The sequence below is a fragment of the Bacillus cereus group sp. MYBK15-3 genome (genome assembly GCF_051916765.1).
In the GTDB taxonomy this organism is placed as follows: domain Bacteria; phylum Bacillota; class Bacilli; order Bacillales; family Bacillaceae_G; genus Bacillus_A; species Bacillus_A cereus.
This window is the reverse complement of record NZ_JBQAHG010000008.1, coordinates 1-25,702: the sequence shown is the minus strand read 5'-3', so window position 1 is coordinate 25,702 and position 25,702 is coordinate 1. Positions and strand designations below refer to the sequence as shown.

Sequence of the window (25,702 nt, the reverse complement as noted above, 5' to 3'; positions counted from 1 at the left end):
TTTCTTATAAGGCCTTTTCTGTTAATTGTATAAAGAAATAAGCAGGTGCGGCGAGAAGTCCGAGTATGCTAGCAGTTCCGAGAAGGAGTGAAAGTAGGAGGCAAGAATATTTTATTCCATTCGATTTTTTCCATCCGTAACTACAAATCTCAATACTAACACCGATGAGAATAATGGCAACGAGTATTTCTGCTAATAATAAAAGAGCTAAAGTTACAATAGACATAATGTGATCCATCCTCATAATATGTGATAGTAACATTTTACCATATGAAGTTAAAAAAATGCCCCTCAATTATGTGAGGGGCATTTTTTTACTCTAATATGTTTTTTAGTGTATCGATATGTTCTTTTGAACCTGTTACAAGTAATGTGTCACCGTGTTGTAGTCTTGTATCACCATGTGGTATTAATGCTTTGTTACCGCGGTAGATTTGAATGACAAGTACATCACCTAAAAACGGGAGGCGGCGAAGCGCAACGCCGTTATATTTATTGCTGCGCAGTTCAACTTCACGTACTGTTTCGTTTGCTGTTGTAATTAAGCGAACGAGACTAGGTTTATCAATAAGTGCACGTAATAAAATACGTGTAGAGTTAATTGTTGAGAATACAGCGATATGTTCTTGCGTTGCTTTTTCTTGTAGAAGTGGATCTTCTACACTTGCAATAACATGTTCAACACCTAGATCTTTTGCATGTTCTGCCAATAATAAGTTTTGTTCATCATCGCTTGTTGCAACAACGACGCGATCTGCATCAAATGCTGTTTGTTCAGTTAATGATGCGATTGTGATGTCATCTAATTTCACGATAGGGAAGTCATGTGATTTCGCTTCTTCATCATTTATTTTGTTTTGACGCATCATATATAGCGTTACGTCATAATCTTCTCGTTTTAAATCTAGTGATAACGGAAGGGTAATTCTGCTCGCGCCAATAATAGCTACTTTTGGTTTTGGTGTTTCTACTTTTGGGAACATTTTTTTAAACAATATAGGTGCAAAAATACAAGTAATAACTGCGCTTAAAATAAGAGAGGCAGATAAACTTGGACTGATGATCTCCAGTTTTTCACCAATTTGTGCAGCCGCAATAACTAAAGAAAGTGTCGATGTTAATAAGATTGCACTTCCAAGTACGATATTACGTGGATACCATTTTCTTAAGACGAGTGATGGTAAGAGTTTCGAAATAAAGAGTCCTACAATTAAGATTGGAATCATTAGCATGCTAGAAGGTTCTTTGAAAATAGACCACACCTCTAGATTTACACCAACCATTACGAAGAAAATAGGGATGAAGAAACCATAGCCGATAGAATCAAGTTTTTCCACCATATCTTCATTTGGTGATAATAACGATACAAGTACACCTGCTAAGAAGGCGCCTAAAATATTTTCTGCTCCAACAGATTCCGATAACCCAACTAAGATTAAAATGAGTGCAAAAACAGCTCGTGTATCAATTTGTACACTACCAGCTTTTAAACTATCTAAGTATGGAATGTTTTTAAAGCGTTTTGCAATAAAGTAAATGACAATACCGGCACCGAATAGAATAAGTAAGAGCCACATACTTTGACCGCTTTCGGAATTTAATCCGACGAAAACAGCGAGTAAAATCATTGTAACTAAGTCTGCAATAACAGCAACTAATAAAATGATTTGTCCGATTGCAGTTTTTCCTAGGTTGTTTTCTTTTAATGTTGGTACAACAACACCTAAAGAAATAGTTGAAATAATTAAAGTCATGAACATTGCATTATCTACAAATCCTAGCCATACGAATAGTAATGATAGGGCATAAGATAAGATGAAAATAAATAAGAAGATAATGCTTGCTACTTGAAATGTATTTGGCTCATTAGTCGTATTTTTTTTCCCTTTTTGTTTAAAGATAGAAAAATCAATTTCTAAACCGCTTAAGAACATGAGGAAGATAAATCCTAATGTTGATAAAACTTGAAGCCATATATCTGGCTCAATAATATTAAACCCACTTTTACCTACAAAGATTCCTGCAATAATTTCTGCAACGACAACAGGAAGTGCTTTTAATTTAAAGCGTTGTAACAAAAGGGGAACGAAAAACGCGATTGCAACGACAACCATAAGTGATAGAACAGAAGTATGATGTTCCATTGCGTTCTCTCCCTTCAAATAAATATAGTACCTATTTAGCCATATAATAGGTAGAAAAGCAACGCATATGGATTCGATTTCATAAAGAAAGATTTTTCTTAACATTTGTCATAATAAGTATATTTTTCATGATTCTGTTGTTAATTCCGTAATGTGGATGTAATAGGGGAGGGGATAAAAAAAGACTGCTGAGGAATCTCAGCAGTCTTTTTCATGTACATTACATTGAGAAGAAGATCCATACAGTTAAACCAACTGTTGCAGTTGCAACGAAGAAACTGTATATCATTGTAAGAATTTGAACTCTTCCTTCTCCTTCTTTTAAATGCATGAACATAATTAATTGTAACAATGCTTGCGCAACAGCCATTATGATAATAGTTGTTAAGACTGTTGAAAGTGGCAATGTTGTGTAAAGTGCCACGTATAACGCTAGAAACGTTAATGCAAGCGATAAAATAAATCCGAAAACGTGTGACCAAGGGAATCCGCTATGCGCATGCCCGTTTGCTTGATTGTTGTTTTGAGCCATTTACGCCACCATCCCGTTCAAGTAAACTAGTGTGTAAATAAAGACCCAAACTAGATCAAGGAAATGCCAGTATAAGCTGATAATGAATACTTTACGAGCTGTAACTGGTGTTAAACCTCGTTTTAAAATTTGGATAATAACACAAGTTGCCCAAATGATACCGCCTGTTACGTGAGCTCCGTGCGTTCCAAGAAGAACGAAGAATCCAGATAAGAAAGCACTTGTTTGAATTGTTGCGCCTTCACCAATGTACATAATGAACTCTTCGATCTCAAAGAATAGGAAACCTGCACCTAAAAGTAATGTAAGGACGAACCATCCAAGCATCGCTTTTTGGTTATGCTTACGCATTTCATGAATTACGATACCGCATGTAAAACTACTTGTTAAAAGTAGTAATGTTTGAATTAAAAGCGTTTTAAGTTCAAACAATTGCGCTGGTGTTGGGCCATCTGCCGTACGACCAGCAAGGACTAGATAAGAGGCGAAAAGTGTTGCGAACAGCATAATTTCAGCCCCAAGAAAAATCCAGAATCCTAGGATATTCAATCTGCTTTGTTCGGATTGATATTCCAAAGGTAAGCTTTTATCTAAAGCCGCCATGTCATTTCACCTCTCATGCTATATGTTCTGTTTTTTTAATTTCATCAACACTGATATAGTAACCTTCATCATAATCGAATGAACGATAGATTAAGCAAGCTAAAATACCAACTCCACCGATTGCTGCAAGCCAGAACCAGCTAAATACTAATGCGAAACCTGCAAGACCGAAGAATCCAGACGCAATAATAGGCACACCAGAGTTACTTGGCATGTGAATTGGTTTGATATCTTCTGCTGCTGGTGTAACTGTTTCTCCGCGTTTTTTCATGTACCAGAAAGCATCAGCTTCTTTAATTTCAGGAAGCTTCGCGAAGTTGTAATGTTGTACAGGAGAGTGAGTTGCCCATTCAAGTGTACGACCATCCCATGGATCTCCAGTTGTGTCACGTTCACCGTGACGTGCACTCCAAATTACGTTGTAGCAAAGAAGTAGGAAGCCGATACCCATCATTACCGCACCAACAGATGCGATTTGGTTTAGCCATCCCCATCCAAGACTTTCAGAGTAAGTGTACATACGACGAGTCATACCGTCTAAACCTAAGAAGTACATTGGGAAGAAACAGATGTTGAATCCGCTCATAAAGATCCAGAATGTCCATTTACCTAGGCGTTCATTTAACATATGACCAGTCATTTTTGGATACCAGAATGTGAATCCAGCAAGCATAGCGAATACTGTACCTGCGATTAATACGTAGTGGAAGTGAGCGATTAGGAAGTAGCTGTTATGGTATTGATAATCAGCTGCTGCCATTCCAAGCATAACCCCTGTAACCCCACCGACTACGAAGTTTGGAATAAATGCCAATGACCAAAGCATTGGAACTGTAAAACGAATACGTCCTTTATACAGTGTAAACAACCAGTTAAAGATCTTAACCCCGGTTGGAATCGAAATCGCCATTGTCGAAATCGAGAAGAATGAGTTAACCGCTGGACCTGCACCCATCGTGAAGAAGTGGTGAAGCCATACGACGAAACTTAGTAAAGAAATTGCAACCATTGAGTATACCATCGCACTGTAACCGAATAGACGCTTACGTGAGAATGTACTAATGATTTCAGAGAAAATACCGAATGCCGGTAAAATAACGATATATACTTCAGGGTGACCCCATACCCAGAACAGGTTGGCCCATAACATCGGCATACCGCCGCTCGCCATCGTAAAGAAGTGAGCATCGAATAGACGGTCAAATGTCATTAATGCAAGAGCAACTGTTAATACTGGGAAAGCGAAAATAATGATAATTGTTGTAATTAAGATTGACCAAGTAAACATTGGCATTCTCATTAAAGTCATACCAGGTGTACGCATTTTTAAGATAGTAACAAGGAAGTTAATACCGGTCATTAGCGTACCGAGACCTGAAATCTGTAATGCAATTGCGTAGTAGTTATTTCCTACGCCCGAAGTAAACTCTGTACCTGCCATTGGGAAGTAAGAAGTCCACCCAGCGTCTGGAGAACCACCAATTACGAAAGCGATGTTGAATAACATTGCTCCGACAAAGAATAACCAGAAACTTAAAGCATTTAAGAACGGATATGCAACGTCACGAGCACCAATTTGTAATGGTACTACAAGGTTCATTAATCCCATAACGAATGGCATTGCCATGAAAAGAATCATTACTGTACCATGTGTTGTAAAGATCCCGTTATAGTGTTCAGCGTTTAAATAAGTTGTTTCTGGGAATGTTAATTGTGCACGGATCATTAAACCATCCATACCACCACGGAATAACATGATAACCGCAGAAATAATATACATAGCTCCGATTTTTTTATGGTCAACAGTTGTTAACCATTCGTCCCAAAGCCATTTCCATTTTTTATACTTTGTTAGTACGAAAATGATTGCTAATGTCACAAGAACGATAGAAGCGTCTGCACCGTAAATAATCGGGTCACCTGTGACAAAGAATTCATCAAGCTTCACTGTGTTCACTCCAATCTGTTGGAATAATAGCTATTATTTTTTGTTTTTGTAGTAGTTGTAATCACAATATTCAAGTGATTTTGGATCTACATAACTTAAGTGGTGACTAGAGAATGTCATACGACCAACTACACCAGGTTTAACAATTTCGTTGTACTTAGCTTCTGTTAGTTTAGGAGCAGTTTCTTGTACTTCTTTAACCCACTTGTCATATTTCTCTTTAGTTTTTGCTTCAACTTCGAACTCCATGTGTGTGAATCCTTCACCAGAGAAGTTCGCACTACGGCCTAGGTAAGAACCTGGCTTATCAGCTTGTAAATAAAGATCCATAATCATGCCATCCATTGTGTACTTCATACCACCAAGTTCTGGTACCCAGAAAGCATTCATTGGGCCGACAGAAGTCAGTTTGAATTGAATTGGTACACCAGCTGGGATGTTTAAATAGTTAACGGTTTCAATTTTTTCCTCTGGGTAACTGAATAACCATTTCCAGTTTGCAGATGTAACATAAATTTCAACTGGTTTAATATGTTTGGACTCTTTCGGAACCTCTTCCGAAGCATAAGTTGCTTTTACTGTTGGAATCGATAATGCGATAACGATAATAACAGGAACAAGCGTCCAAATAATTTCTAGTAATGTGTTACCGTGTTGTTCAGGTGGCTCATAGTCCATATTCTCTGGTTTTTCACGATAACGAATCAAGATGACTGTAAACAGAATGAATACAATTGCGATAATTAATGACATAAGCAAGAATGACCAAACAATTAAATCATACTGTGCTTTTGCAACAGGTCCTTGCGGATTTAATACTGCGAGTTTTTTATCACAGCCACCGAGGAACAGAAGTAATGATAACGGAAGAAGCGAAGCCAACTTCCAAAACGCTTTCTTTAGTTGCACGATTGAAAATCTCCTTTCTCCTTGGATTGAAACTATGCCAATAAAACAATATAAACCTATTAATTTATAGAAGGCAATAGTTTTTGATATATTGTTAAAAAATAGACACAAATGCACACTTTTTAAGGTGAATATCATTTGTAACTTGATTACATTGTAAACTATTTTCCAGAGAAAAACGTGATTGTGAAAATTTTAAGATAAATAAAGTTATACCAGGATATCCAAGAAATAGAAAAAAGCTATCTTATGATAAGAAAGATAGCTGAATATTTTGTATATTTAGTTTATTTCTCGTGTGACAGTTCGTGGCTGTTCAAGTGTGACAATTTTTTTATATTTAACTTGGTATAAAATGTAACAAATAATCATAAATGGAATGCCGCAATAAAGAGCAATTCTTTGATCTGGAATGAAAGCCAAACTAACAAATGTAATGAAATTGAGCGAGAACGCTACGATTGGAACGAGTGGATAGAGCGGTGTACGATATTTTAAATTATTTATGTCGCCACCATTTTTCACGAAATTTCTACGGAAGAAAAACTGTGAAGCGGCGATTGACATCCAAACTACAACGGCAGCCATTGCTGCAATAGATGTTAAAACTAGAAAGACAGTATCTGCCGCAAATACACTTGTTAGTAAGGACAGGCTAGCGAAAATTAGGCTGAAAATTAATGCATTTAGCGGTACACCTTTTTTAGTTAATTTCGTAAATGCTGGACTTGCCATTCCTTGTTTTGCCATCGCCCACAGCATACGAGAATTTGCGTATAGACCAGAGTTAGCAACGGATAATACAGCTGTAATAATAACAAAGTTCATAATGTCTGCTGCATATGGGACACCGGCTACATCAAATACAAGTACAAAGGGACTTTCGACTAGATTAGCCTCTTGCCATGGGAGTAAACCTACAACAACTGATATCGCTAAGACGAAGAAGAAGAGAGTTCGCCAAATTGTGTTTTTAATTGCTTTTGGAATTGTTTTTTCAGGATTTTCACTTTCGCCTGAAGCGATTCCAATTAATTCTGTTCCTTGGAAGGAGTAATTTACTGTAATCATCGTAAGAAGAACAGCTAATGCACCATTTGGAAATAGCCCGCCATTTTCAGTGAAATTATGAAGCATTGGAGCTGGCTTTCCATTAAAGTCTAGTAGACCGAACATAACAGCGCCGCCAAGTACGATGAAAATAACAATTGTTGCGACTTTTACACTTGCGAACCAAAACTCTGCTTCTGCATATGCTTTTGCTGATAAAGCGTTGACGAGGAAGAGTGCCGCTGCAAATGTAACGCACCAAATCCATGAAGAAACGTCTGGAAACCAGCGTTTCATTAAAATACTTACAGTTGTTAACTCTACGCCAACTGTAACAGCCCAATTTAACCAATACATCCAACCGACAACAAATCCAAAACCAGGTGAAATGAATTTGCTTGCATAACTTTGGAATGAACCTGCTTCTGGCATAGCAACGGATAATTCACCAAGACATAACATCGTTAAATACATAACAAATCCACCGACTAAAAATGCAAGAATAGCACCACCAGGTCCGGCATTATGGACAATTTGACCAGATCCCATAAATAGCCCGGTTCCGATAACACCGCCGAGTGCAATCATAAATAGGTGTCTACTTTTCATTGTTCGTTTTAAATCTGTTTGTTCAATTTGTTGATTCATATGCCCTCACCCCGTATTTTCTTGAATGTGTGAACTTCGTTTTATTCTGAGTTTTTAATCATTAGTGGGGGATGCAACACACACTCGGTTTATTTGCTATGAAATGAATGGAGTATGTAAAAAAAGAACTATGACTAAATACTCTAAGAATGTTTGTTAACATGGTGATATCTTCACTATGTTAACAATTTTGATTTTAGCAAAATATTCTGTAAATGTATATTTATTTTTCTTTTTATTAAAAATAATTAGAATTTTTATGATTCATTCTATGAGCGATAATTCACATGATCTTTCTAGCAAACTAGTAAGAAGAAGGGTACAATGATAAGAGTTATGTCTGTAAAATAATAATTAATGGAGTTTTGTTTATAATGAAAAAGTTAAAATATCTTTTTGTTTTTGGGATTATAATTGCTGCTGCGTTTTTTATAGGGAAAGATAAAATCATGCAAAAGGCGCAAGTTCTACGCCTAGAATTTCTATCTGAAATGAAAGAAGTAGCTATGATTGAAGATGTTCCGTTTATTAAACAATTACCAGAATTACCTCGAGGATGTGAAGTGACAAGTTTAGCTATGTTGCTGCAATATAAAGGTGTACAAGTAGATAAGATGCAACTTGCTAGCGAAATTCATCGTGTTCCATTTGAACAAAATGGTTTGCGTGGAAATCCTTACGAGGGATTTGTGGGAAATATTTATACAAAGGCAGAGCCTGGATATGGTGTGTACAATAAACCAATCTTTGATTTAGCAGAAAAATATGTTCCTGAAAAAGTAATTAATTTAACAGGTAGAGACATGCAAGATATATATAAAGTAATTAGTTCAGGCTCTCCGGTATGGGTCATTATTAATACGACGTTTAAGCCGCTAGCTGAAAGTAGTTTTGAAACATGGAATACGAGTTCAGGCGAAGTGAAAATTACATATTATGAGCATAGTGCAGTAGTAATTGGATATGATCAAAACTTTGTATATGTAAATGATCCTCTTAAAAATAATCCACGTTTGGCTGTTCCGCGAGCAGAATTTGAGAAAGCTTGGGAGCAAATGGGAAAACAAGCAATTACTATTTTATAATAATGAAAAAGTCATCTTTTGGATGGCTTTTTCTTTTTAGTCTATCATCACTGAAAATTCAGAACATTCTTTTAAAAGTTAACAATTCACGTTATAATAACATTTAACTTGGTGAAGAAGGGGAGAAGAGAAATGGATGTTGCAAAGGAACTTGTTTTGTTAAAAAATCAGTTAGTTGAGTGGAGAAGGCATTTTCATAAGTATCCAGAGTTATCTTTTCAAGAAGAAAAAACATCGCAGTTTGTGTTCGATATACTTCGGAAATTTCCATGTTTAGAAGTGTCACGACCGACTAAATATAGTGTGATGGCAAAGTTAGTAGGTAAACATCCGGGCAAAACAGTTGCGATTCGCGCCGATATGGATGCTCTTCCTATTCATGAAGAAAATGAGTTTGATTTTATTTCTACATATAAAGGTGTAATGCATGCATGTGGTCATGATGGACATATAGCGATATTACTTGGGGTTGTATATAAGTTAGTAGAAGAAAGAGAGAAGATTAAAGGGGAGATTCGTTTTCTATTCCAACATGCTGAAGAGAATTTTCCTGGTGGTGCAGAGGAGATGGTTGCTGCAGGTGTAATGGAAGGTGTGGATTATATTATTGGTGCTCACCTTTGGGCGTCGTTAGAGGTTGGGAAAATAGGTGTTATTTATGGTCCTGCAATGGCTGCACCGGATGTTTTTAAAATTAAGATAGAGGGAAAAGGTGGGCATGCTGGAATCCCTCATGAAACGGTGGATAGTATTGCAATCGGAACACAAGTCGTTTCGCAACTTCAGCAAATTGTATCTCGCCTCACGAATCCATTAGATTCTCTCGTAATATCTGTTACGCAATTTCATGCGGGGACAACTCATAATGTAATACCAGAGCAAGCCGAGATTGAAGGGACAGTGAGAAGTTTAAGACATGAATTACGAGGTGAAACAGAGAAGAAGATTGAGCGGATTGTGAAGCATATTACGGAATCTTACGGAGCGAAATATACATTTTCATATGAATATGGGTATCGACCAGTTGTAAATGACTATGAAGCTACAGAGCTTATTGAACAAACGGCCTTACAACTTTATGGAAGGGATAGAGTTGTTCGTTTACAGCCGACGATGGCTGGAGAAGATTTTTCAGCGTTTTTACAAAAGGCACCGGGGACATTCTTTTTTATCGGAGCGGGAAATAAAGAGAAAGGTATTATATATCCTCACCATCACCCTCGTTTTACGATTGACGAAGATGCATTACCGATTGGAGTGGAAGTCTTTGTATCAGCCATTATGAAATTTATAAGTAAAGGAGAATGAGATGAAGAAAATACACATTCTAGCGCTTATCCCAGTTCTTTGTTTAGTAGTTGGGCCAATATTTGCGAATTCAGTTACTCCTTACGTATTAGGGATGCCATTTTTATTATTTTGGGTATTATTATCAGTGTTTATTACATCTTTTTGTATGGGGCTTGTGTACGTGTTTGATCCTGCTAATAAGGAGGATGTAAAATGACTGCATTACTTATCATTATTTTATTTTTGTTTCTCGCACTATTTTTAGGGATTCGGGCACAACATGGAAAAGATATGAATTTAGAGCAATGGTCAGTTGGGGGAAGAGGGTTTGGCACTATTTTTGTTTTTCTCCTTATGGCAGGTGAAATTTATACGACGTTTACATTTTTGGGAGGAAGTGGCTGGGCGTATAGTAAAGGAGCACCTACCTTTTATATTTTAGGCTATGGCGCTTTAGCTTATCTTTTATCGTATTTTTTATTGCCACCGATTTGGAAGTATGCGAAAGAGCATAACCTTGTTTCACAGTCGGATTTTTTTGCGAAGAAATATAGAAGTAAAGCGCTTGGGATTATTGTTTCAATTGTTGGTGTTGTTTCCATCATCCCATATCTTGTTTTACAGTTAAAAGGACTGGGAATTATCGTTTCAGAAGCTTCTTACGGAAGGGTGTCACCTGTTGTTGCGGTTTGGATTGGTGCTATTGTTATAACTATATATGTAATGGTTTCAGGTATACATGGTTCGGCTTGGACGGCCGCTTTGAAGGATATTATGATACTGTTTATCGTTATGTTTTTAGGTATATATTTACCGTATCATTATTATGGAGGATTTCAGCCGATGTTTGAGGCTGTAGAGGCAGCGAAACCGGGATTTTTATCTTTACCTGAAGAAGGAATGAGTATTTCTTGGTTTGTTTCTACTATTATATTAACGGCCCTCGGTTTCTATATGTGGCCTCATACATTTGCTTCTGCTTTTTCTGCAAAAAATGAAAAAGTATTTCGTAAAAATGCAGCAATTATGCCATTGTATTCTTTAGTTTTACTTTTCGTATTTTTTGCAGGATTTGCTGCTATATTACAGGTTCCGGGATTAAAAGGAGGGGATGTAGACCTTTCATTGTTCAGACTTGCTCTTCAAACGTTTGACCCTTGGTTTATTGGAATTATTGGTAGTGCGGGAGTATTAACGGCATTGGTTCCGGGTTCGATGCTTGTTATGGCGGCTTCTACATTGTTAGCGAAAAATATTTATCGAACGATAGTTCCAGCTGCTTCAGATAGACAAGTTGCTAAGATGGCAAAATTATTTGTGCCTGTAGTAACGCTCGTGGCAGTTTTATTTACATTTAAAGGAGGAGAAACGATAGGAGCGCTTCTATTAATGGGATACAGTATCGTTACACAACTTTTCCCTGCACTTGTATGTAGTTTGTTTCCACGTCAAATTATTACGAAGCAAGGAGCTATTGCAGGAATGGGAGTTGGGCTATTAGTGGTCGCATATATTACCTTATCTGGTTCAACTATAGCCACGATGTTTCCGAGTTTCCCGCAGTATATAAAAGATTTGAATGTAGGTATAGTCGCATTGCTAATTAATATAATTGTGATGTTTGGAGTCAGTGGATTTACAAAAGGTGTATTTATAAAGAAAAACACTATAATAGTGGAAAAGTAATTCGTTTATCCCGCATTAACAAGCAGTAAGACCCCCACCTCAAAATTCAGCGGAAGCAAAGAAGTTAGGTGGGGGCCCTGCTGCCTGTAAAAGCCCGATTGGTGAGGGTTGATTAAAGTTTTACTTTATTAGAGCTATCTTTGAAAAGAGATAGCTCTTTTTTGTATATATTTTCTTCAATTAGCGGAATCTAACTAAAAACTTGTTGAAAAGGAAGTTAGGTGGGGAAATTGTTAGAGCTTGAAGGTAACTTATTTGAAGTTATGAAAGAAATTAGGGATGAGTTAGGTTCACCTAATGATTTAACAATTAGAGAAGTTGCTCTTGCTGGGAGTTTTACACGTTGTGCGGTTGTATTTTTATGTGGGTTAACAGACAAGGATAATGTTTATAAATATGTAGTTCGTACTCTTCAATATGAAGAAGTGCAAAATGAAGCGGCTGTCGTTCAGACGTTATTGGATCGTTTTATTTCTATTGCGGAAGTGGGTAAGAAGACAACATTTCCGGATATTATAAATGCGATTTTAGCGGGAGATACAGTTATATTAATTGATAATATTCAAACCGCTATCATTATTAATAGTAGGGCTTGGGAGAAGCGAAGTTTAGAACCACCAGTGACAGAAGATTTAATACGTGGACCGAGAGTTGGATTAAATGAAGATATTAATGTGAATAAAATGTTAATCCGACGCAGCTTACGCGATCCAAAGTTGAGGTTCCAATCTTATATTATGGGGAAGCGATCGCAGAAAGAAGTAACCCTAGTATATATAGAAGATATTATTAATCCTCACATTGTAAAAGAGTTAGATCGCCGTCTTCAATCAATAGTGACAGATGTCGTTTTGGAAACAGGTACGATTGAACAATTAATTCAGGATAATAATTTATCCCCATTTCCACAGTTTTTGAATACAGAGAGGCCTGATAATATTATAGCCTCATTAGCGAAAGGGAAGGCGGCCATTTTAGTAGACGGATCCCCGTTTGCTCTTATTGCACCACTTGTGTTTGTTGATATTTTTCAATCTGTAGAAGATCATTACGAGCGCTGGGTGATTGGAACGTTATTAAGATTTTTACGTATGGGTTCAGGCATAATTGCGGTTTTGTTACCAGCTATGTATGTAGCACTTGTATCTTATCATCAAGGACTTATTCCTTCTAAACTGGCTTATTCAATTGCAGGTGCGAGGGAAGGTGTTCCGTTCCCAGCATATATTGAAACGTTAATGATGGCCTTGACTATGGAATTAATACGAGAAGCTGGAATCCGATTGCCCAAACCAATGGGACAAACGATAGGGATTGTAGGAGGTCTTGTAATTGGAGAAGCTGCGGTAAATGCAGGGATTGTAAATCCGTTTTTAGTTATTATTATTGCAGTTACTGCGATTGCTACGTTCTCGCTTCCTGTATATAGTATTACGATTACGTTCCGGATTTTACTTTTCGTCTTTGTATTAGCTGCAACTGCTTTTGGGTTGTATGGGATCATTCTAGCTCTGATTGCACTTGCTGTTCATATTACAAATTTAACAAGTGTTGGTATACCGTATACAACTCCAATTGCTCCTGCATTTTATAAAGATTGGAAAGAAGAATTTATTCGCATACCAAAAGCGATGTTGAAAGATAGACCGGAGTACTTACAAACAAAAGATTCTACAATACGTCCAAAGGAGCGAAAATAATTGAAACCATTTGAGTATGGCGATGAAGAGATTGGATCTCGGGAAATTGGGTTTGCGGTATCATCGACCATTATTGGTATAGGGGCATTGTCTATGCCAAGAGATATTGCTAACCAAACTTTATTTTCGGACGGTTGGATTATTTTGCTTTTGGGTGGATTGATCTGTGCAGTTTTAGGTTGGTTTGTGACGAGAGTGGCTATCTTATTTCCGAAACAAAATTTTGTTCAATATACGAGTGCGCATTTGACGAAGCCTGTTGCATACACAATTAGTAGCATTTTAGTATTAACGTTCGCTGCTTTGACAGCATATGAATCGCGAATGATTTCAGTTATTTCTCAAACGTATTTATTTAGTGATACACCAATACAACTACTGTCTTTCTTCTTTTTATTAGTTGTTATTTATGGAATAGCAGGATCAAGAGCAGCCTTATTAAGGTTAAATGTTTTATTCTTACCTATTGTTTTAATTGCGATAGTACTTCTTTCTTTATTAAATATAAATTTAATGGAAATAAATAATTTACTACCAGCTTTTCAAACGAAAGTAAGTCAATATGCTGTTGGAGTTAAAAATTCTATTTTTACGTTTATTGGATTTGAAGTAGCTTTATTTTATGCGGTGTTGCTGAATGATAAGACAGCGAAAAAAGCGCCAATGGCAGTCGCGAAAGCGGTGATGGTAAACGTGCTGTCATACATTTTAATTTATGTAACTTGTATTAGTGTTTTTACGTATATGACAACACGTGGATTGACATATCCAACAATTGAATTAGGGAAAGAAATTGAAATTGGTGGAGGATTTTTAGAAAGGTTTGATGCGATTTTTTTTACGACTTGGATTATTACTATTTATAACACTACAGCAATGTATTATGACGTTGCATCTTTATTGTTTTGTGCTATGTTTCCGAAAGTGAAGAAACAAATTTTTATTTTCATAAGTGCCCCTATTATTTTTATGGTGAATATGATACCTAGTAGTTTGAATGCTTTATCAAGTTATGGGACTTATTTAGCTTGGATAGATATGGGGTTTGTTGTGTTAGCACCTTTGCTCGTTTTAATTGTATATAAAATAAAAAGAAGGAATGGTGGAAATGAAACACCTTCTTAAAATTATAATGGTTATGGCTTTAACTGGATTTATGAGTGGGTGTTCTGAGTTAGAAGAGATAGAAGAAAGAGGATTTGTAGTAGGAGCGGCTTACGATATTGTGAAGGAGAAGAAAGCGAATCCAATTATGAAAGGGACCTATCAGATGGTACTCCCCAGTAAATTGTCTCAACAGGGTGGACAAGGGGGTGGGGATAGCGAAAATTATATTAATGTTAGTGCAAAAGCAGATAGTGTATTTGAACAAATAAGAATAATCGCCAAAAAAATTAGTCGTACATTATTTTTCCCTCATATACAGGTGATTATTTTCTCTGAAGAATTACTTTCACATCCATACATTTTACAAAATACGTTAGATGTATATATTCGCGATCATGAGATGAGAAGAAATATTCGTTTGTTCGTTTCTAATAAAAATGCCGAAGCTATTTTAAAACAAAGTGCCAAGCCTGAAAATTTACCGGCGCAGTATATTGATATGTTAGCTGAACACCCTCCGAAAAATGCCCAAATGATTGAGGCTGCAAGAATTGGTGAGGTGCAGGAAAAGATGATCTCTAACCGAAGTTTTGTATTACCTATTCTGGAACTAACAAAACAAGGAGTACAAATGAACGGTGCAGCATTGTTTCGTGGAAAGGATAATAAGTGTGTAGGCAATTTGAGTGGGGAAGAAACAGTAGGGATGAATTATATAATAGGTAAAAAAATTGGAGGTTTTTTTACCATCCGTAAAAAGAATCAACTTATTACATATGAAATTCATAAGTTACGTCGAAAAATTAAAGTATCCACAACGAATGCTACAAAACCAAAGTTTGATATTCATTTATCTCTGGAAGGCACATTGGCTGAGTTGCATTTTAGTGATCATAAAAAGGTTTTGAATGAAAAGCGTTTAGAGAAGGATATATCGGAAGAAATGGAGAAGCGTATTCAAAAATCAATTAAACTTGTTCAAAAAAAATATAAGGTAGATGTACTAGAGTTAGGGGAAGTGTATAAGCGACATAATTATAAAGAGTGGAAAAAGGTAAGTAAGAATTGGGATCAAGGCGAAAATTACTTTAGTAATGCTGAAATTACTGTTCATGTTCATCCAACAATTGAACATTCAGGTTCAGCTTTACCGAAAAGAGTGAAATAAGGTGATGAAAGTTGTTTACTGGATTAGGAATTAGTTGCACGATATTAATGGCAGTTCTTCCAGGAACTATATATTTTATTCATAAAAAACTCACAACGTATGGAGCACAGCCGTGGAATACTGATGTGCAAAAAAAGAAACCTGAATAATTTCAGGTTTCTTTCGTGCAAAGCATATGTGAAGGGGGATACCTTCTATGTATGCTTTGCTTTATACAAGCCCTAACCAATGTACCAATTGTGTAGAGAGGAATGTAACAACAATGGCGATAACGGTAGGGATTGCAAACGATAAGAATGTCCATTTTGCACTTTTTGTTTCTTTGTATATATTAACAAGTGTTGTTCCACACGGGAAATGAAGAAGTGAGAACAACATTGTGTTTAACGCTGTTAACCAAGTCCAACCATTTTCTAGGAATAGATTTTTAATTTGATTAAAATCATCTATTTCAGTTAAAGCCCCAGTCGATAAGTAAGACATTAATAAAATTGGGATTACAATTTCATTAGCGGGTAGTCCAAGAATGAATGCAGCTAGAATAAACCCGTCAAGTCCTAACATTTTAGCAAATGGATCTAGGAAGTTTACAAAATACATAAGTAAGCTTGTGTCACCGATAAAAATGTTAGCAAGTAACCAAGTTAATGCAGCCGCAGGGGCAGCAACAACTATAGCTCGTTTTAAAACATAGATTGATTTATCGAGTGTTGCGCGAACAATTGTATTCCAAACTTTTGGCTTGCGGTACGGAGGTAACTCAAGTGTGTAGTGAGTTGGAACCCCTTTTAAGGCTGTTTTTGATAGTACCCAAGAAACGGTTAATGTCATAATAACACCAATTACAACCATTCCAACTACAACGCCAGCAGTAACCAATGTTTGCATACTGCCTGTATAACCAGCAGCCATAAATAGTGAAGCCATTAAAATTAACATAGGCCAGCGACCGTTACAAGGAACGAAGTTGTTCGTTAAAATTGCTAGCATACGTTCACGTGGTGATTCAATGATACGTGTTGACATAATGGCTGCTGCATTACAACCAAATCCCATTGCCATTGTTAAAGATTGTTTCCCGTGTGCGCCGGATCGTTTGAATAAGCGGTCCATATTAAACGCGACACGTGGTAAGTATCCGTAGTTTTCTAATAGCGCGAACATAGGGAAAAAGATTGCCATAGGTGGTAACATAACGCTAATAACAGCACCGATACCACGGAACAAACCAAGTATTAAAATGCCATGTAACCATTCAGGTGCATGTGCTGCTTGGAACCAAGATGTTAAATATCCTTCGGCCCATCCGAAGAATTCGGCAATCATATCAGATGGTACGTTAGCGCCTGCAATTGTAAGATAAAAAATAATAGATAAAATACCGAGCATAATTGGGAATCCCCAGATTGGAGATGTGAAAATTTTATCTAGTTTTTCGGAACGATATAATTTATCAGTATTTGTATATTGGATGGATTCTTTACATATGCTTGCGGATGTTCGGTAAATATCTCCGACTATATCATCTCGTATATCTTCTTTTGAAAGTGTTTGTGCATGTTGAATAATATAGTCTAATGGAAGAGCTTTACTGGCTGAGTGAGATTCCATTAATTACGACCTCCCTTACAAGTGGTTCATTATGGTGTTTTTGAAGTGTAGTTAAGAAATTTTTATCTCCATCTAATATACGTAACGCAATCCAACGTGCTGGATACGTATCACCGAACACTTTATAAATTTGTGGCTCTAATTCCTGAATCATATTTTCGATTTTTTCGCTGTAAGTAATTTTAATTGGTGTTGGAATTAGTTTTTTATTTGCTACTTTTGCAATAACATTTAGCAAATGACCAATACCTACTCGGTTACGTGCTGAAATTTTAACGACAGGTACACCAAGTGATTTTGCTAATTTCTTTTCATCGATAACAATCCCTTTTTTCTCGGCTTCATCAATTAAGTTAATGCAAATGACTACATTATTTGTCATCTCCATCACCTGGAGTGCTAAATTTAAATTTCTTTCCATAGCAGTTGCGTCTATAACAACTACAGTTACTTCTGGTTTTTCAAATATAATATAATCCCTTGCTACTTCTTCGTCTGCGGAATTTGAGTATAGTGAGTAAGTTCCAGGTAAATCTATTAATGTATAATTACTTCCGTTATGTTCATATTCTCCTTCAGCTTTTAAAACAGTTTTTCCCGTCCAGTTTCCAGTATGTTGTTTTAAGCCTGTTAAAGTATTAAATAATGTACTTTTCCCTGTATTCGGGTTACCAGCTAAAGCGATACGATGTTTGCTCATCTGAAATCATCTCCTATTAATACCCCGAAAATAAGGGAGCTTTCTTCTTTACGCAGTGCAATAGTTGTGTTGCTCACTTGATAAGCGACCGGATCTCCAAGTGGACTGCGTTGCAATACTTTAATCGTCGCCCCTGGGATAAATCCCAAGTCTAATAAGCGTCGTTTCATAGTTCCTTCTAATTGTATCTTCTCAATTTGTACAAACTCTCCTATTTTAAATTCGGAAAGTGGTTTTATATTAGCCGATACCATAAAAGTTACCTCATCTCTATATTTTTAGTTTGAGTTTAAAAAGTTTCCTTAGGTAAACTTTTTGTTAGTAATATAGTAGACTACATTGGATGATGCTGTCAATTGGTACTTTAAAAATATTCATTTAATTTTAGAATTGTTCCAATTTATTTAGTTGTACTAAAAAATATTACTGAAATTATTTTTAATGTGCATAAATTAGGTGTGTAAAAATTACAAAATACAGCGGAATTGTAAATGTAACTTTAATTAAAAGGGAAAAAGAGAGAAAAACATTTACATTGGATTTACATTGTTAAGAATAAATTTACATTACAGCTTAAATGGTGTGGATTTTGTTGGGTTCTTTAACTATAAATGTTGGGATTCCTAGTTTTTAAGGATTATTATCGTCATTTACTTAAAATTAAAAATTGCTTAACACTTACATAATATTATTGTCCTACAATGAATTTGTGTTCGAAAGAAGTAGACAAATGTGAAAAGTGATAATCCAAATGGGGGTACAAGACATGGTTATGAAAAAGGGTATTAAATTTTCTTTAGCAGCTTTAGTGGTAGCGGGTTCATTAGTGGGATGTGGAAAAGCAGAAGAGACATCAGGTAAAGATGCTAAAGGAAACGATAATGCAAAACAAGAATTGTCAGGTACGATAGCAGCTGCAGGCTCTACAGCACTTCAACCTCTTGCAGAGGAAGCCGGAAAGAAATTTATGGAGAAAAATTCAAACGTTTCTATTCAAGTGCAAGGTGGCGGTAGTGGAACTGGAATTAACCAAGTAGCTTCTGGTGCAGTCCAAATTGGTAACTCAGATGTTCCATCTGCAGATAAAATAAAAGATGCTAATAAGGCGAAAGAATTAGTAGATAACAAGGTAGCGGGTATTGCATTCGCACTTGTCGTAAATAAAGATGTAAAAGTTGATAACTTAACAGTACAACAAGTACAAGATATCTTCACTGGAAAAGTAACAAACTGGAAAGAAGTAGGCGGGAAAGATGAAAAAATCAACGTGATTAATCGTCCAGCTTCTTCTGGTACACGTGCTACATTTGAAAAAACAATTATGAAAGACGCGAAAATCAATGATGGAACTGGTACTACACAAGATTCTAACGGTGCAGTAGAACAAGCAATTAACTCTACTCCAGGTTCAGTAAGTTATTTAGCGATGTCTTACATGGTCGGCGAGAAAAAAGGTGCGCTACAAACAGTAAAAATTGATGGTGCTGAACCGAAAGTTGAAAACATTGCGTCTGGTAAATATCCATTTTGGTCTTACGAGTACATGGTAACAAAAGGTGAGGCAAAAGAAGCAACAAAAGCTTACATTGACTATGTAAAAGGTAAAGATTTTGAAAAGCAAGTAGAAGATATGGGTTATATTCCAATGTCTAAATTAAATAAGTAATAAAATTTATGGGGCTGGCTGCAAGGCCAGTCCTGTTCATTTCAATTTATGAAGTGGGGTCTGTCCTGTGATGAAGGGGAAAAAACAAATTAATTACGTAAAAAGTGAATATATAGGAAGATCACTTGTTACGTTTTGTGGTATTTTTATTGTTTTAATTACATTAGCTATTATTGCGTTTATTTGTGGTAAAGGTATTCAATCTTTTACACAAAGTGGTATCTCATTTACTGAGATGTTAACATCGACAAAATGGAATCCAAATGCTGATCAAGGATCCTTCGGGGCTTTAATTTTCATTGTAGGTTCAACGGTGGTTTCGTTAGGTGCGGTCATTATTAGTGCGCCAATTGCTATAGCTCTTGCTATATTCATGAATTTAATTTCGCCAAAGTTTGGAAATAAAGTATTGAAGCCTGTTTTAGAATTATTAGTTGGTATTCCTTCGGTTGTATACGGATTATTAGGGGTTACGATTTTAGTGCCGCTATTACGTGATTCGTTTGGGGGAGTGGGCTTTAGTTTAATTGCGGGTATTGTTGTATTAAGTATTATGATTTTGCCAACTATTGCTAGTATAGCTTCTGATGCAATACGTTCTGTTCCATTTGATTATTTAGAAGCTTCTTATGGTCTAGGGTCAACGAAATGGCAAGCGATTAGCCGAGTAATTGTTCCTGCTGCGAAGAAAGGGATTTTAACAGGTGTTGTTTTAGGTTTAGCGCGTGCTTTTGGCGAAGCGCTAGCGGTTCAAATGGTAATCGGGAATACGATTAAATTACCAGAAGGAATATACAGTCCGACAGCGACGTTAACTGGTATTTTAACAATGGACATGACAAATACATTAAACGGAACTGCTTGGAACAATGCGCTATGGACTTTAGCAATGATTTTACTTGTTATTTCATTCCTGTTTATTTTAGTAATTCGAGCGATTGGGCAAAGAGGTGAGCGATAATAATGAATGCAAGAACGGTAAATAAAGTTTGGACAGGTATCTTTTATACGATTGCAGCTTTAGTTGTAGCTTTGCTAGTGTTCTTAGTGTTTGAGATTTTACAAAAGGGATGGGGTTTTTGGGATCCTAATTTCTTGTTTGGAGAACCAAGCAATACAAGAGCTGGTGGTGGGATTGGTCCGCAGTTATTCAATTCCTTCTATATGCTTGTTATAACGCTTATTATATCTATTCCTCTTGGATTAGGTGCTGGAATATATTTAGCAGAGTATGCAAAGCAAGGACGTTTTTTAAACTTTGTTCGTTTATGTATCGAGACAATGGCATCTTTACCTTCTATTGTTGTTGGTTTATTCGGTTTGTTAGTGTTTGTTACAATGACTGGTTGGGGATATACAGTAATGGGTGGTGCCCTTGCTTTAACTATTTTAAACTTACCGGGCTTAACGCGTGTTTGTGAAAATGCGATTTCAGAAGTTCCTTCTAATGTGAAAGAGGCAAGTCTTGGGCTAGGTGCAACGAAGTGGCAAACGATCACTCGTATTATTATTCCGTCGTCATTACCACAAATCATTACAGGTGTTATTTTAGCTGCGGGTCGTATATTTGGTGAAGCAGCGGCATTAATTTATACAGCGGGTTTAACATCTCCGATTTTAAATTCAGCAGCGGACTTCTCAAGTCCTGCTCATCCTTTAAATCCATTTAGACCAGCTGAAACGTTAGCGGTTCACATTTGGAAGTTAAATTCTGAAGGAATTATCCCGGATGCGAAGTTAATTGCGACAAAATCTGCAGCTGTATTAATTATTATGGTATTACTATTCAATGTTATTTCACGCTTAGTAGCATCTATATTACACAAGCGCTTTACAGGAACGAAAAGAAAAAGTAAAACGACGAAAAAGGTAAAAGCGGCATAAATTATAAAGAAGAACTCTCTACTTATAAATAGGGGGTTCTTTTGTATTTTAATTATAGAAGGAAAGGGCGTAACGATTGTTGAATTTGTGATTAATTATATAGACGAACAGATGTAATTTAGATTGTGGATTCTAGTGAATCTCTAGAACGGTATGCGGAAAAAATGATGGATTATATAAGTAGGTAGAGAAAAAGGGTTATCTTCATTCGTGAAGATAACCCTTTTCTTTTAAATATCAGGTGTTTCTGTAGAAGTGCTTATTTTTCTACGGGAGCGTCTTTTTCTCCCGATTTTATCTAATAGTTCATACATAACTGGAACAACTACTAATGTAAGAAGAGTTGAGAATGCCAAACCACCGATGACAACGACGGCTAAACTTTTTGATACCATACTCCCTGCTTGGGATTGGCCAAATAGAAGTGGGAGCATAGCAACGATTGTTGTAATAGCTGTCATAATAATTGGGCGTAGTCTAGTAGAACCTGCTTCAAGTAAGGCTTCTCTTGTTTCCATTCCGTGTTCCCGATTTTGTTGGACTCTTTCTATTAATACAATAGCGTTTGTAACAACAATCCCGATTAACATTAATGCGCCGATTAAGGAATTTACATCAACAGGTGTTCCTGAAATGATTAATCCTAAAATACCGCCGACAGCAGCTAACGGTAAAGAGAATAGGATTGCAAAAGGAGCACGTGCTTGCCCGAAGGTGATAACCATAATTAAATATACAATCCCTATTGCAATCCCCATAATTTTGAATAAATCTGTAAAATTCTCTTGCATAGATTCAGTAGCTCCTGCGATATTTACTTTTGCACCACTAGGTAAATCTAAGTCAGTTATCGCTTTATTTACTGCTGTGTTTACTTTACTCAAATCTTCATTTGAAGCTTCGGCTGTAATTTGGATTGTTTCTTTTCCGTCTTTATGGAAAATTTCTGTTTGTGTTTGTTTTTCTGAAATAGTTGCGATGTCTTTTAAAGGTATTGGGCCATTAATAGGTGATAGTATGTTTGTATTTAAAATATCTTCTTGTTTATTAATGTTTTCTTTTTTGTGTTCTATCATAATAGTAGTTTTTTCATTATTAATTGTAATTTCGCCAATAGGTGATTTCTTCATAAGGAATGCTACTTGTTGCGCAGCTATTTCTGGTGTTAAACCTAGTTGTTCAGCCTTTGTTTGATCAATATGAATTTGCCATTCTTTCTTAGAGTCTTCTAAATTTGTTTTTACTTTAGAAAGATCATCCATGCTTTTTAGTTTTGTTTCAACGATAGTAGCCGCCTCTTTTAAATCCGCTTCGTTAGTAGCTGTTACGTTAAATTGTAAGTTATTGCCGCCGCCAGAGCTTGAATAACTTGTTTTTATATAATCAAGTTCAGCAGGCTCAAAAGTTTTATTTTCCTTTTTTAACTCTTTAATATATTGATCAATATCAGAACCTTTTTTAAAGACTACGAATATACTAACGAGGTTATTTTTAGTTGTTTGCCCCCATTGTGCATCTTCTGCGCTAGATCCCATTCGTAAAATAACGTCTGTTATATCCGAATTAGAAAGTAATTTCTTTTCAAAATCAAATGCTTTTTGTTTTTGAGATTCAGCATTATAATCGGCTGGAAATGTCATGTTAATAGATAACATTGTGTCGTCTTCAGATTTTATGTTTGCTTTCGGTAGTAATATATAGGCCGCAATTGATCCTGCAAATAATAAAAATGAAGTAAGTAGAATAATGAATTTATGAGAAAGAGCCCACTTTAATGTAGCGACATATCGTGATGAAGAACTTGGCTTTCGATGCTTTGTTTTTTTGAGTAGTAAAAAAGCCATAAGTGGAACAACTGTTAGTGCAACGATTAAGGATGATAGTATAGAATATACAACTGCTAATACCATAGGTAACATTAATTTTCCGATTGCTCCTGATACGAGGCCGATAGGTAAAAAAACAGCGACCGTTGTTAAAGTAGAAGAAGTAATTGCGACTGCGACTTCTTTCGTTGCATCGAGAATGATATCTTTAGAGAAAGAATCTTTTTGTAAACGGCGGAAAATATTCTCGATGACAACGATACTATCATCGACGAGACGCCCAACCGCAACAGCTAAACCACCGAGGGTTAAAATGTTAAGCGTAATGTTAGATTGATGTAGTAAAAAGAGTGTTAATAAAATAGATAATGGAATACTGACAACAGCGATGAGTGTTGTTCGGAAGTTACGTATAAAGATTAAGATAATTAGAGTTGCAGCGATTGCTCCAAGTATTACTTCTTTTCCCATGCTAGTAACAGCATTTTCAACTTGTTCATGGGTTGAAGCCAAAAGCTTAATAGAAAATTGATCTTTATATTCCTTATCTATCTCTTTAACTTTTTTATCAATCTCTTTTCCAATGGCAACTGCATTTTTACTCGGTTCTTTCATGATGATTAATCCTGTGCCTTCTTCTCCGTTTATATGTGAAATTGTATCGTAGTGTTGTTTAATTTCAATTTGAGCAATGTCTTGCAATTTCACTTGGGGTGCCACAGTGATGTTTTTAATGTCATTTACATTTTTTATGTCCCCAATGACGCGGAGGTTGTATTCTTCCTGATTAACAGTAATTGCCCCAGCTGGAGTAGAAGTTTCTTTTCCTTGTAAAACAGTTAGTACCTGCTGTGATGTTACGTTTTTGTTTTTTAATTGGTTCGGATCAAGTACGATAGATAATTCAGAGGTGGATTTTCCGAAAAACATAACGTTGGCAACACCATCAATGTTTTCGAGTTGTGGTACGATTTCTTTTTCAATTTGTTTTTCATCTGCTTTTGAAAAAACGTTTTGTTTCTGGATAGTAATTTGAGCGAGTGGAATCATAGAAGTGTTTAATTGACTAACTACGGGCTTGGTTACATCTTTAGGGAATTTAATTGTATTGACGGCTTTTTCGACTTCGCGTGCTGCATCTTTCATGTTTGCTTTTGATGTATACGTAATGTCGATACGTGATAATCCCTCGTATGTAGAAGAAGTAATGGTGTCGACGTGTTCTAAATTGCGAAATTGTTTTTCGAGAGGATCAGTTACATCCTTTGTCATCGTTTCAGCGTCGAGTCCTTGAGATAAGGTTGTGACGGTAATTGCCGGATTGTCGATACTTGGTAAAAATTCCATAGGTAATTTAGAGCCGGAATAAACACCGAGTATGGAAATGAGAAAGATCATGATGATAATGGCAGCTCGGTTTTTTAATGAAAACTTTGTTAACCTATCCATAAAATAATTCCTCCATTGGTTTATTTATAGTTGAGTGCGTCCTTTCTTACTATATAACAAAAAATGGATATTTTTCATTAATTAAATGTAAAAAAATTCTAACAATGCCCTTAAGTTTATATTAGGATTGGAATGTTGTTAATTTGTAGGGGGGAATTTTCGAATGAGAAGGAAGGGGATAATGCGCGCGAGTGGCTGTTTAATGTAGATGGGATTTTTTCTTACGGCTAATTTGTATAGTTATTTTATAGAAGGATAATTATTATAAACCTTAATATAGAAGAGAATGAAAATTTGGGAAGGTATTGTGAAATTCAATTTAGTTGAATGAAGTGTAGTAATATACAATCAGAATAACTATTTTTAGTGGAGAGGATAATAGTTATTTCTATAGAAGAAAGTAGGGTAGATAATTTTTTTATATTTTTATAAAAAAACACTTGTTATTTAAAAGTTGTGATGGTATATTAATAAACGTCGCTGATGCGGAAACGCAGAAAACGACAAAAAAGAAATTTTAAAACTTAGTTGACATCGAAAAATGAAGATGTTAATATGATGAAGTCGCTTCTGAAGTGGCGGACAAGTTCTTTGAAAACTGAACGAAACAAACAACGTGAAACGTCAATTTTTATTTTAGATGCTAGACAAACTAACTTTATTGGAGAGTTTGATCCTGGCTCAGGATGAACGCTG

22 protein-coding genes are annotated in these 25,702 nt (G+C 36.0%); 11 read left to right on the top strand and 11 right to left on the bottom strand.

The features are described 5' to 3' along the window. Window positions 1–4 precede the first annotated feature (4 nt). The 7 genes from ACTFR8_RS25785 to ACTFR8_RS25755 form a co-directional block, all read right to left on the bottom strand. On the bottom strand, window positions 5–262 hold the full coding sequence (locus tag ACTFR8_RS25785) for a DUF4022 family protein (protein WP_044129536.1): 258 nt from the start codon (window positions 260–262) through the stop codon (window positions 5–7). Window positions 263–314: 52 nt separating this feature from the next. Then, window positions 315–2,144 (bottom strand): monovalent cation:proton antiporter family protein, encoded by a 1,830-nt coding sequence (locus ACTFR8_RS25780; protein ID WP_252209802.1) that lies wholly within the window; start codon window positions 2,142–2,144, stop codon window positions 315–317. A 220-nt stretch (window positions 2,145–2,364) separates the two neighbouring features. Beyond that, a complete protein-coding gene (gene qoxD, locus ACTFR8_RS25775) occupies window positions 2,365–2,676 on the bottom strand; it encodes a cytochrome aa3 quinol oxidase subunit IV (RefSeq protein ID WP_000068425.1) in 312 nt (103 codons plus the stop codon). After that, window positions 2,677–3,279 carry a cytochrome aa3 quinol oxidase subunit III gene (gene qoxC / locus ACTFR8_RS25770; RefSeq protein WP_000729318.1) on the bottom strand — a complete coding sequence of 201 codons (603 nt, stop codon included), beginning with the start codon at window positions 3,277–3,279 and terminating at the stop codon, window positions 2,677–2,679. A gap of 13 nt (window positions 3,280–3,292) precedes the next feature. Further along, window positions 3,293–5,227, bottom strand: coding sequence for a cytochrome aa3 quinol oxidase subunit I (gene qoxB, locus ACTFR8_RS25765; RefSeq protein ID WP_000762367.1), 1,935 nt, complete (start codon window positions 5,225–5,227; stop codon window positions 3,293–3,295). Window positions 5,228–5,260: 33 nt separating this feature from the next. Next, window positions 5,261–6,136: a cytochrome aa3 quinol oxidase subunit II gene (locus ACTFR8_RS25760; RefSeq protein WP_001176165.1), complete on the bottom strand. Its 876-nt coding sequence runs from the start codon at window positions 6,134–6,136 to the stop codon at window positions 5,261–5,263. Between the two features lie 282 nt (window positions 6,137–6,418). Beyond that, entirely contained in the window at window positions 6,419–7,834 is a 1,416-nt protein-coding gene (locus ACTFR8_RS25755) for an amino acid permease (RefSeq protein ID WP_065845713.1), read from the bottom strand. Window positions 7,835–8,208: 374 nt separating this feature from the next. Between ACTFR8_RS25755 and ACTFR8_RS25750 the strand changes: the two genes are divergently transcribed. The 8 genes from ACTFR8_RS25750 to ACTFR8_RS25715 all read left to right on the top strand — a co-directional run bounded on the left by ACTFR8_RS25750 (window position 8,209) and on the right by ACTFR8_RS25715 (window position 16,019). Beyond that, a complete protein-coding gene (locus tag ACTFR8_RS25750; RefSeq protein ID WP_065845712.1) occupies window positions 8,209–8,919 on the top strand; it encodes a C39 family peptidase in 711 nt (236 codons plus the stop codon). Between the two features lie 132 nt (window positions 8,920–9,051). Further along, window positions 9,052–10,227 (top strand): amidohydrolase, encoded by a 1,176-nt coding sequence (locus tag ACTFR8_RS25745; RefSeq protein ID WP_000382089.1) that lies wholly within the window; start codon window positions 9,052–9,054, stop codon window positions 10,225–10,227. Window position 10,228: 1 nt separating this feature from the next. Then, window positions 10,229–10,426: a DUF3311 domain-containing protein gene (locus ACTFR8_RS25740; RefSeq protein WP_000719833.1), complete on the top strand. Its 198-nt coding sequence runs from the start codon at window positions 10,229–10,231 to the stop codon at window positions 10,424–10,426. Further along, a complete protein-coding gene (locus tag ACTFR8_RS25735) occupies window positions 10,423–11,895 on the top strand; it encodes a sodium:solute symporter family protein (protein ID WP_000125933.1) in 1,473 nt (490 codons plus the stop codon). Before ACTFR8_RS25740 ends, ACTFR8_RS25735 begins: the two co-directional genes overlap by 4 nt. 221 nt (window positions 11,896–12,116) lie before the next feature. Then, window positions 12,117–13,595 (top strand): spore germination protein GerLA, encoded by a 1,479-nt coding sequence (gene gerLA / locus ACTFR8_RS25730; RefSeq protein ID WP_002004436.1) that lies wholly within the window; start codon window positions 12,117–12,119, stop codon window positions 13,593–13,595. Then, window positions 13,596–14,720, top strand: a complete 1,125-nt coding sequence (gene gerLB, locus ACTFR8_RS25725; protein WP_000802007.1) for a spore germination protein GerLB — start codon at window positions 13,596–13,598, stop codon at window positions 14,718–14,720. Next, window positions 14,704–15,870 carry a spore germination protein GerLC gene (gene gerLC, locus ACTFR8_RS25720; RefSeq protein ID WP_000681631.1) on the top strand — a complete coding sequence of 389 codons (1,167 nt, stop codon included), beginning with the start codon at window positions 14,704–14,706 and terminating at the stop codon, window positions 15,868–15,870. The genes gerLB and gerLC overlap by 17 nt, the downstream gene beginning before the upstream one ends. 11 nt (window positions 15,871–15,881) lie before the next feature. Then, a complete protein-coding gene (locus tag ACTFR8_RS25715; protein ID WP_000493997.1) occupies window positions 15,882–16,019 on the top strand; it encodes a hypothetical protein in 138 nt (45 codons plus the stop codon). Between the two features lie 61 nt (window positions 16,020–16,080). On the opposite strand, the gene ACTFR8_RS25710 is transcribed toward ACTFR8_RS25715, so the two are convergent. From ACTFR8_RS25710 to ACTFR8_RS25700, 3 genes are read right to left on the bottom strand one after another with little or no spacing between them, the layout of a single operon-like run. Further along, window positions 16,081–17,481, bottom strand: a complete 1,401-nt coding sequence (locus ACTFR8_RS25710; protein WP_000443591.1) for a nucleoside recognition domain-containing protein — start codon at window positions 17,479–17,481, stop codon at window positions 16,081–16,083. Next, on the bottom strand, window positions 17,459–18,181 hold the full coding sequence (locus tag ACTFR8_RS25705; protein ID WP_000033865.1) for a FeoB small GTPase domain-containing protein: 723 nt from the start codon (window positions 18,179–18,181) through the stop codon (window positions 17,459–17,461). Before ACTFR8_RS25705 ends, ACTFR8_RS25710 begins: the two co-directional genes overlap by 23 nt. Next, the gene (locus ACTFR8_RS25700) at window positions 18,178–18,435 is read right to left on the bottom strand and encodes a FeoA family protein (protein WP_000252982.1); all 258 of its coding nucleotides are present in this window, start codon (window positions 18,433–18,435) and stop codon (window positions 18,178–18,180) included. The genes ACTFR8_RS25705 and ACTFR8_RS25700 overlap by 4 nt, the downstream gene beginning before the upstream one ends. A gap of 512 nt (window positions 18,436–18,947) precedes the next feature. Between ACTFR8_RS25700 and ACTFR8_RS25695 the strand changes: the two genes are divergently transcribed. The 3 genes from ACTFR8_RS25695 (at window position 18,948) to pstA (ending at window position 21,731) form a co-directional block, all read left to right on the top strand. Beyond that, a complete protein-coding gene (locus ACTFR8_RS25695) occupies window positions 18,948–19,847 on the top strand; it encodes a phosphate ABC transporter substrate-binding protein PstS (protein WP_000245116.1) in 900 nt (299 codons plus the stop codon). A gap of 70 nt (window positions 19,848–19,917) precedes the next feature. Further along, window positions 19,918–20,808, top strand: coding sequence for a phosphate ABC transporter permease subunit PstC (pstC, locus tag ACTFR8_RS25690; protein WP_000676676.1), 891 nt, complete (start codon window positions 19,918–19,920; stop codon window positions 20,806–20,808). 2 nt (window positions 20,809–20,810) lie between these two features. Next, window positions 20,811–21,731, top strand: coding sequence for a phosphate ABC transporter permease PstA (gene pstA / locus ACTFR8_RS25685; RefSeq protein ID WP_000994155.1), 921 nt, complete (start codon window positions 20,811–20,813; stop codon window positions 21,729–21,731). A gap of 230 nt (window positions 21,732–21,961) precedes the next feature. Here the strand turns inward: pstA and ACTFR8_RS25680 are convergent, their stop codons facing one another. Next, a complete protein-coding gene (locus ACTFR8_RS25680; protein WP_440028698.1) occupies window positions 21,962–25,006 on the bottom strand; it encodes an efflux RND transporter permease subunit in 3,045 nt (1,014 codons plus the stop codon). Window positions 25,007–25,702 lie beyond the last annotated feature (696 nt).

Excerpts from the sequence above, each read along its gene's own strand:
- ACTFR8_RS25785 (WP_044129536.1), bottom strand. The coding sequence starts at position 262 with ATGTTACTATCACATATTATGAGGATGGATCACATTATGTCTATTGTA.
- ACTFR8_RS25780 (WP_252209802.1), bottom strand. The coding sequence starts at position 2,144 with ATGGAACATCATACTTCTGTTCTATCACTTATGGTTGTCGTTGCAATC.
- qoxD (WP_000068425.1), bottom strand. The coding sequence starts at position 2,676 with ATGGCTCAAAACAACAATCAAGCAAACGGGCATGCGCATAGCGGATTC.
- qoxC (WP_000729318.1), bottom strand. The coding sequence starts at position 3,279 with ATGGCGGCTTTAGATAAAAGCTTACCTTTGGAATATCAATCCGAACAA.
- ACTFR8_RS25755 (WP_065845713.1), bottom strand. The coding sequence starts at position 7,834 with ATGAATCAACAAATTGAACAAACAGATTTAAAACGAACAATGAAAAGT.
- ACTFR8_RS25750 (WP_065845712.1), top strand. The coding sequence starts at position 8,209 with ATGAAAAAGTTAAAATATCTTTTTGTTTTTGGGATTATAATTGCTGCT.
- ACTFR8_RS25745 (WP_000382089.1), top strand. The coding sequence starts at position 9,052 with ATGGATGTTGCAAAGGAACTTGTTTTGTTAAAAAATCAGTTAGTTGAG.
- ACTFR8_RS25740 (WP_000719833.1), top strand. The coding sequence starts at position 10,229 with ATGAAGAAAATACACATTCTAGCGCTTATCCCAGTTCTTTGTTTAGTA.
- ACTFR8_RS25735 (WP_000125933.1), top strand. The coding sequence starts at position 10,423 with ATGACTGCATTACTTATCATTATTTTATTTTTGTTTCTCGCACTATTT.
- gerLC (WP_000681631.1), top strand. The coding sequence starts at position 14,704 with ATGAAACACCTTCTTAAAATTATAATGGTTATGGCTTTAACTGGATTT.
- ACTFR8_RS25710 (WP_000443591.1), bottom strand. The coding sequence starts at position 17,481 with ATGGAATCTCACTCAGCCAGTAAAGCTCTTCCATTAGACTATATTATT.
- ACTFR8_RS25705 (WP_000033865.1), bottom strand. The coding sequence starts at position 18,181 with ATGAGCAAACATCGTATCGCTTTAGCTGGTAACCCGAATACAGGGAAA.
- ACTFR8_RS25700 (WP_000252982.1), bottom strand. The coding sequence starts at position 18,435 with ATGGTATCGGCTAATATAAAACCACTTTCCGAATTTAAAATAGGAGAG.
- ACTFR8_RS25695 (WP_000245116.1), top strand. The coding sequence starts at position 18,948 with ATGGTTATGAAAAAGGGTATTAAATTTTCTTTAGCAGCTTTAGTGGTA.
- pstC (WP_000676676.1), top strand. The coding sequence starts at position 19,918 with ATGAAGGGGAAAAAACAAATTAATTACGTAAAAAGTGAATATATAGGA.
- pstA (WP_000994155.1), top strand. The coding sequence starts at position 20,811 with ATGAATGCAAGAACGGTAAATAAAGTTTGGACAGGTATCTTTTATACG.
- ACTFR8_RS25680 (WP_440028698.1), bottom strand. The coding sequence starts at position 25,006 with ATGGATAGGTTAACAAAGTTTTCATTAAAAAACCGAGCTGCCATTATC.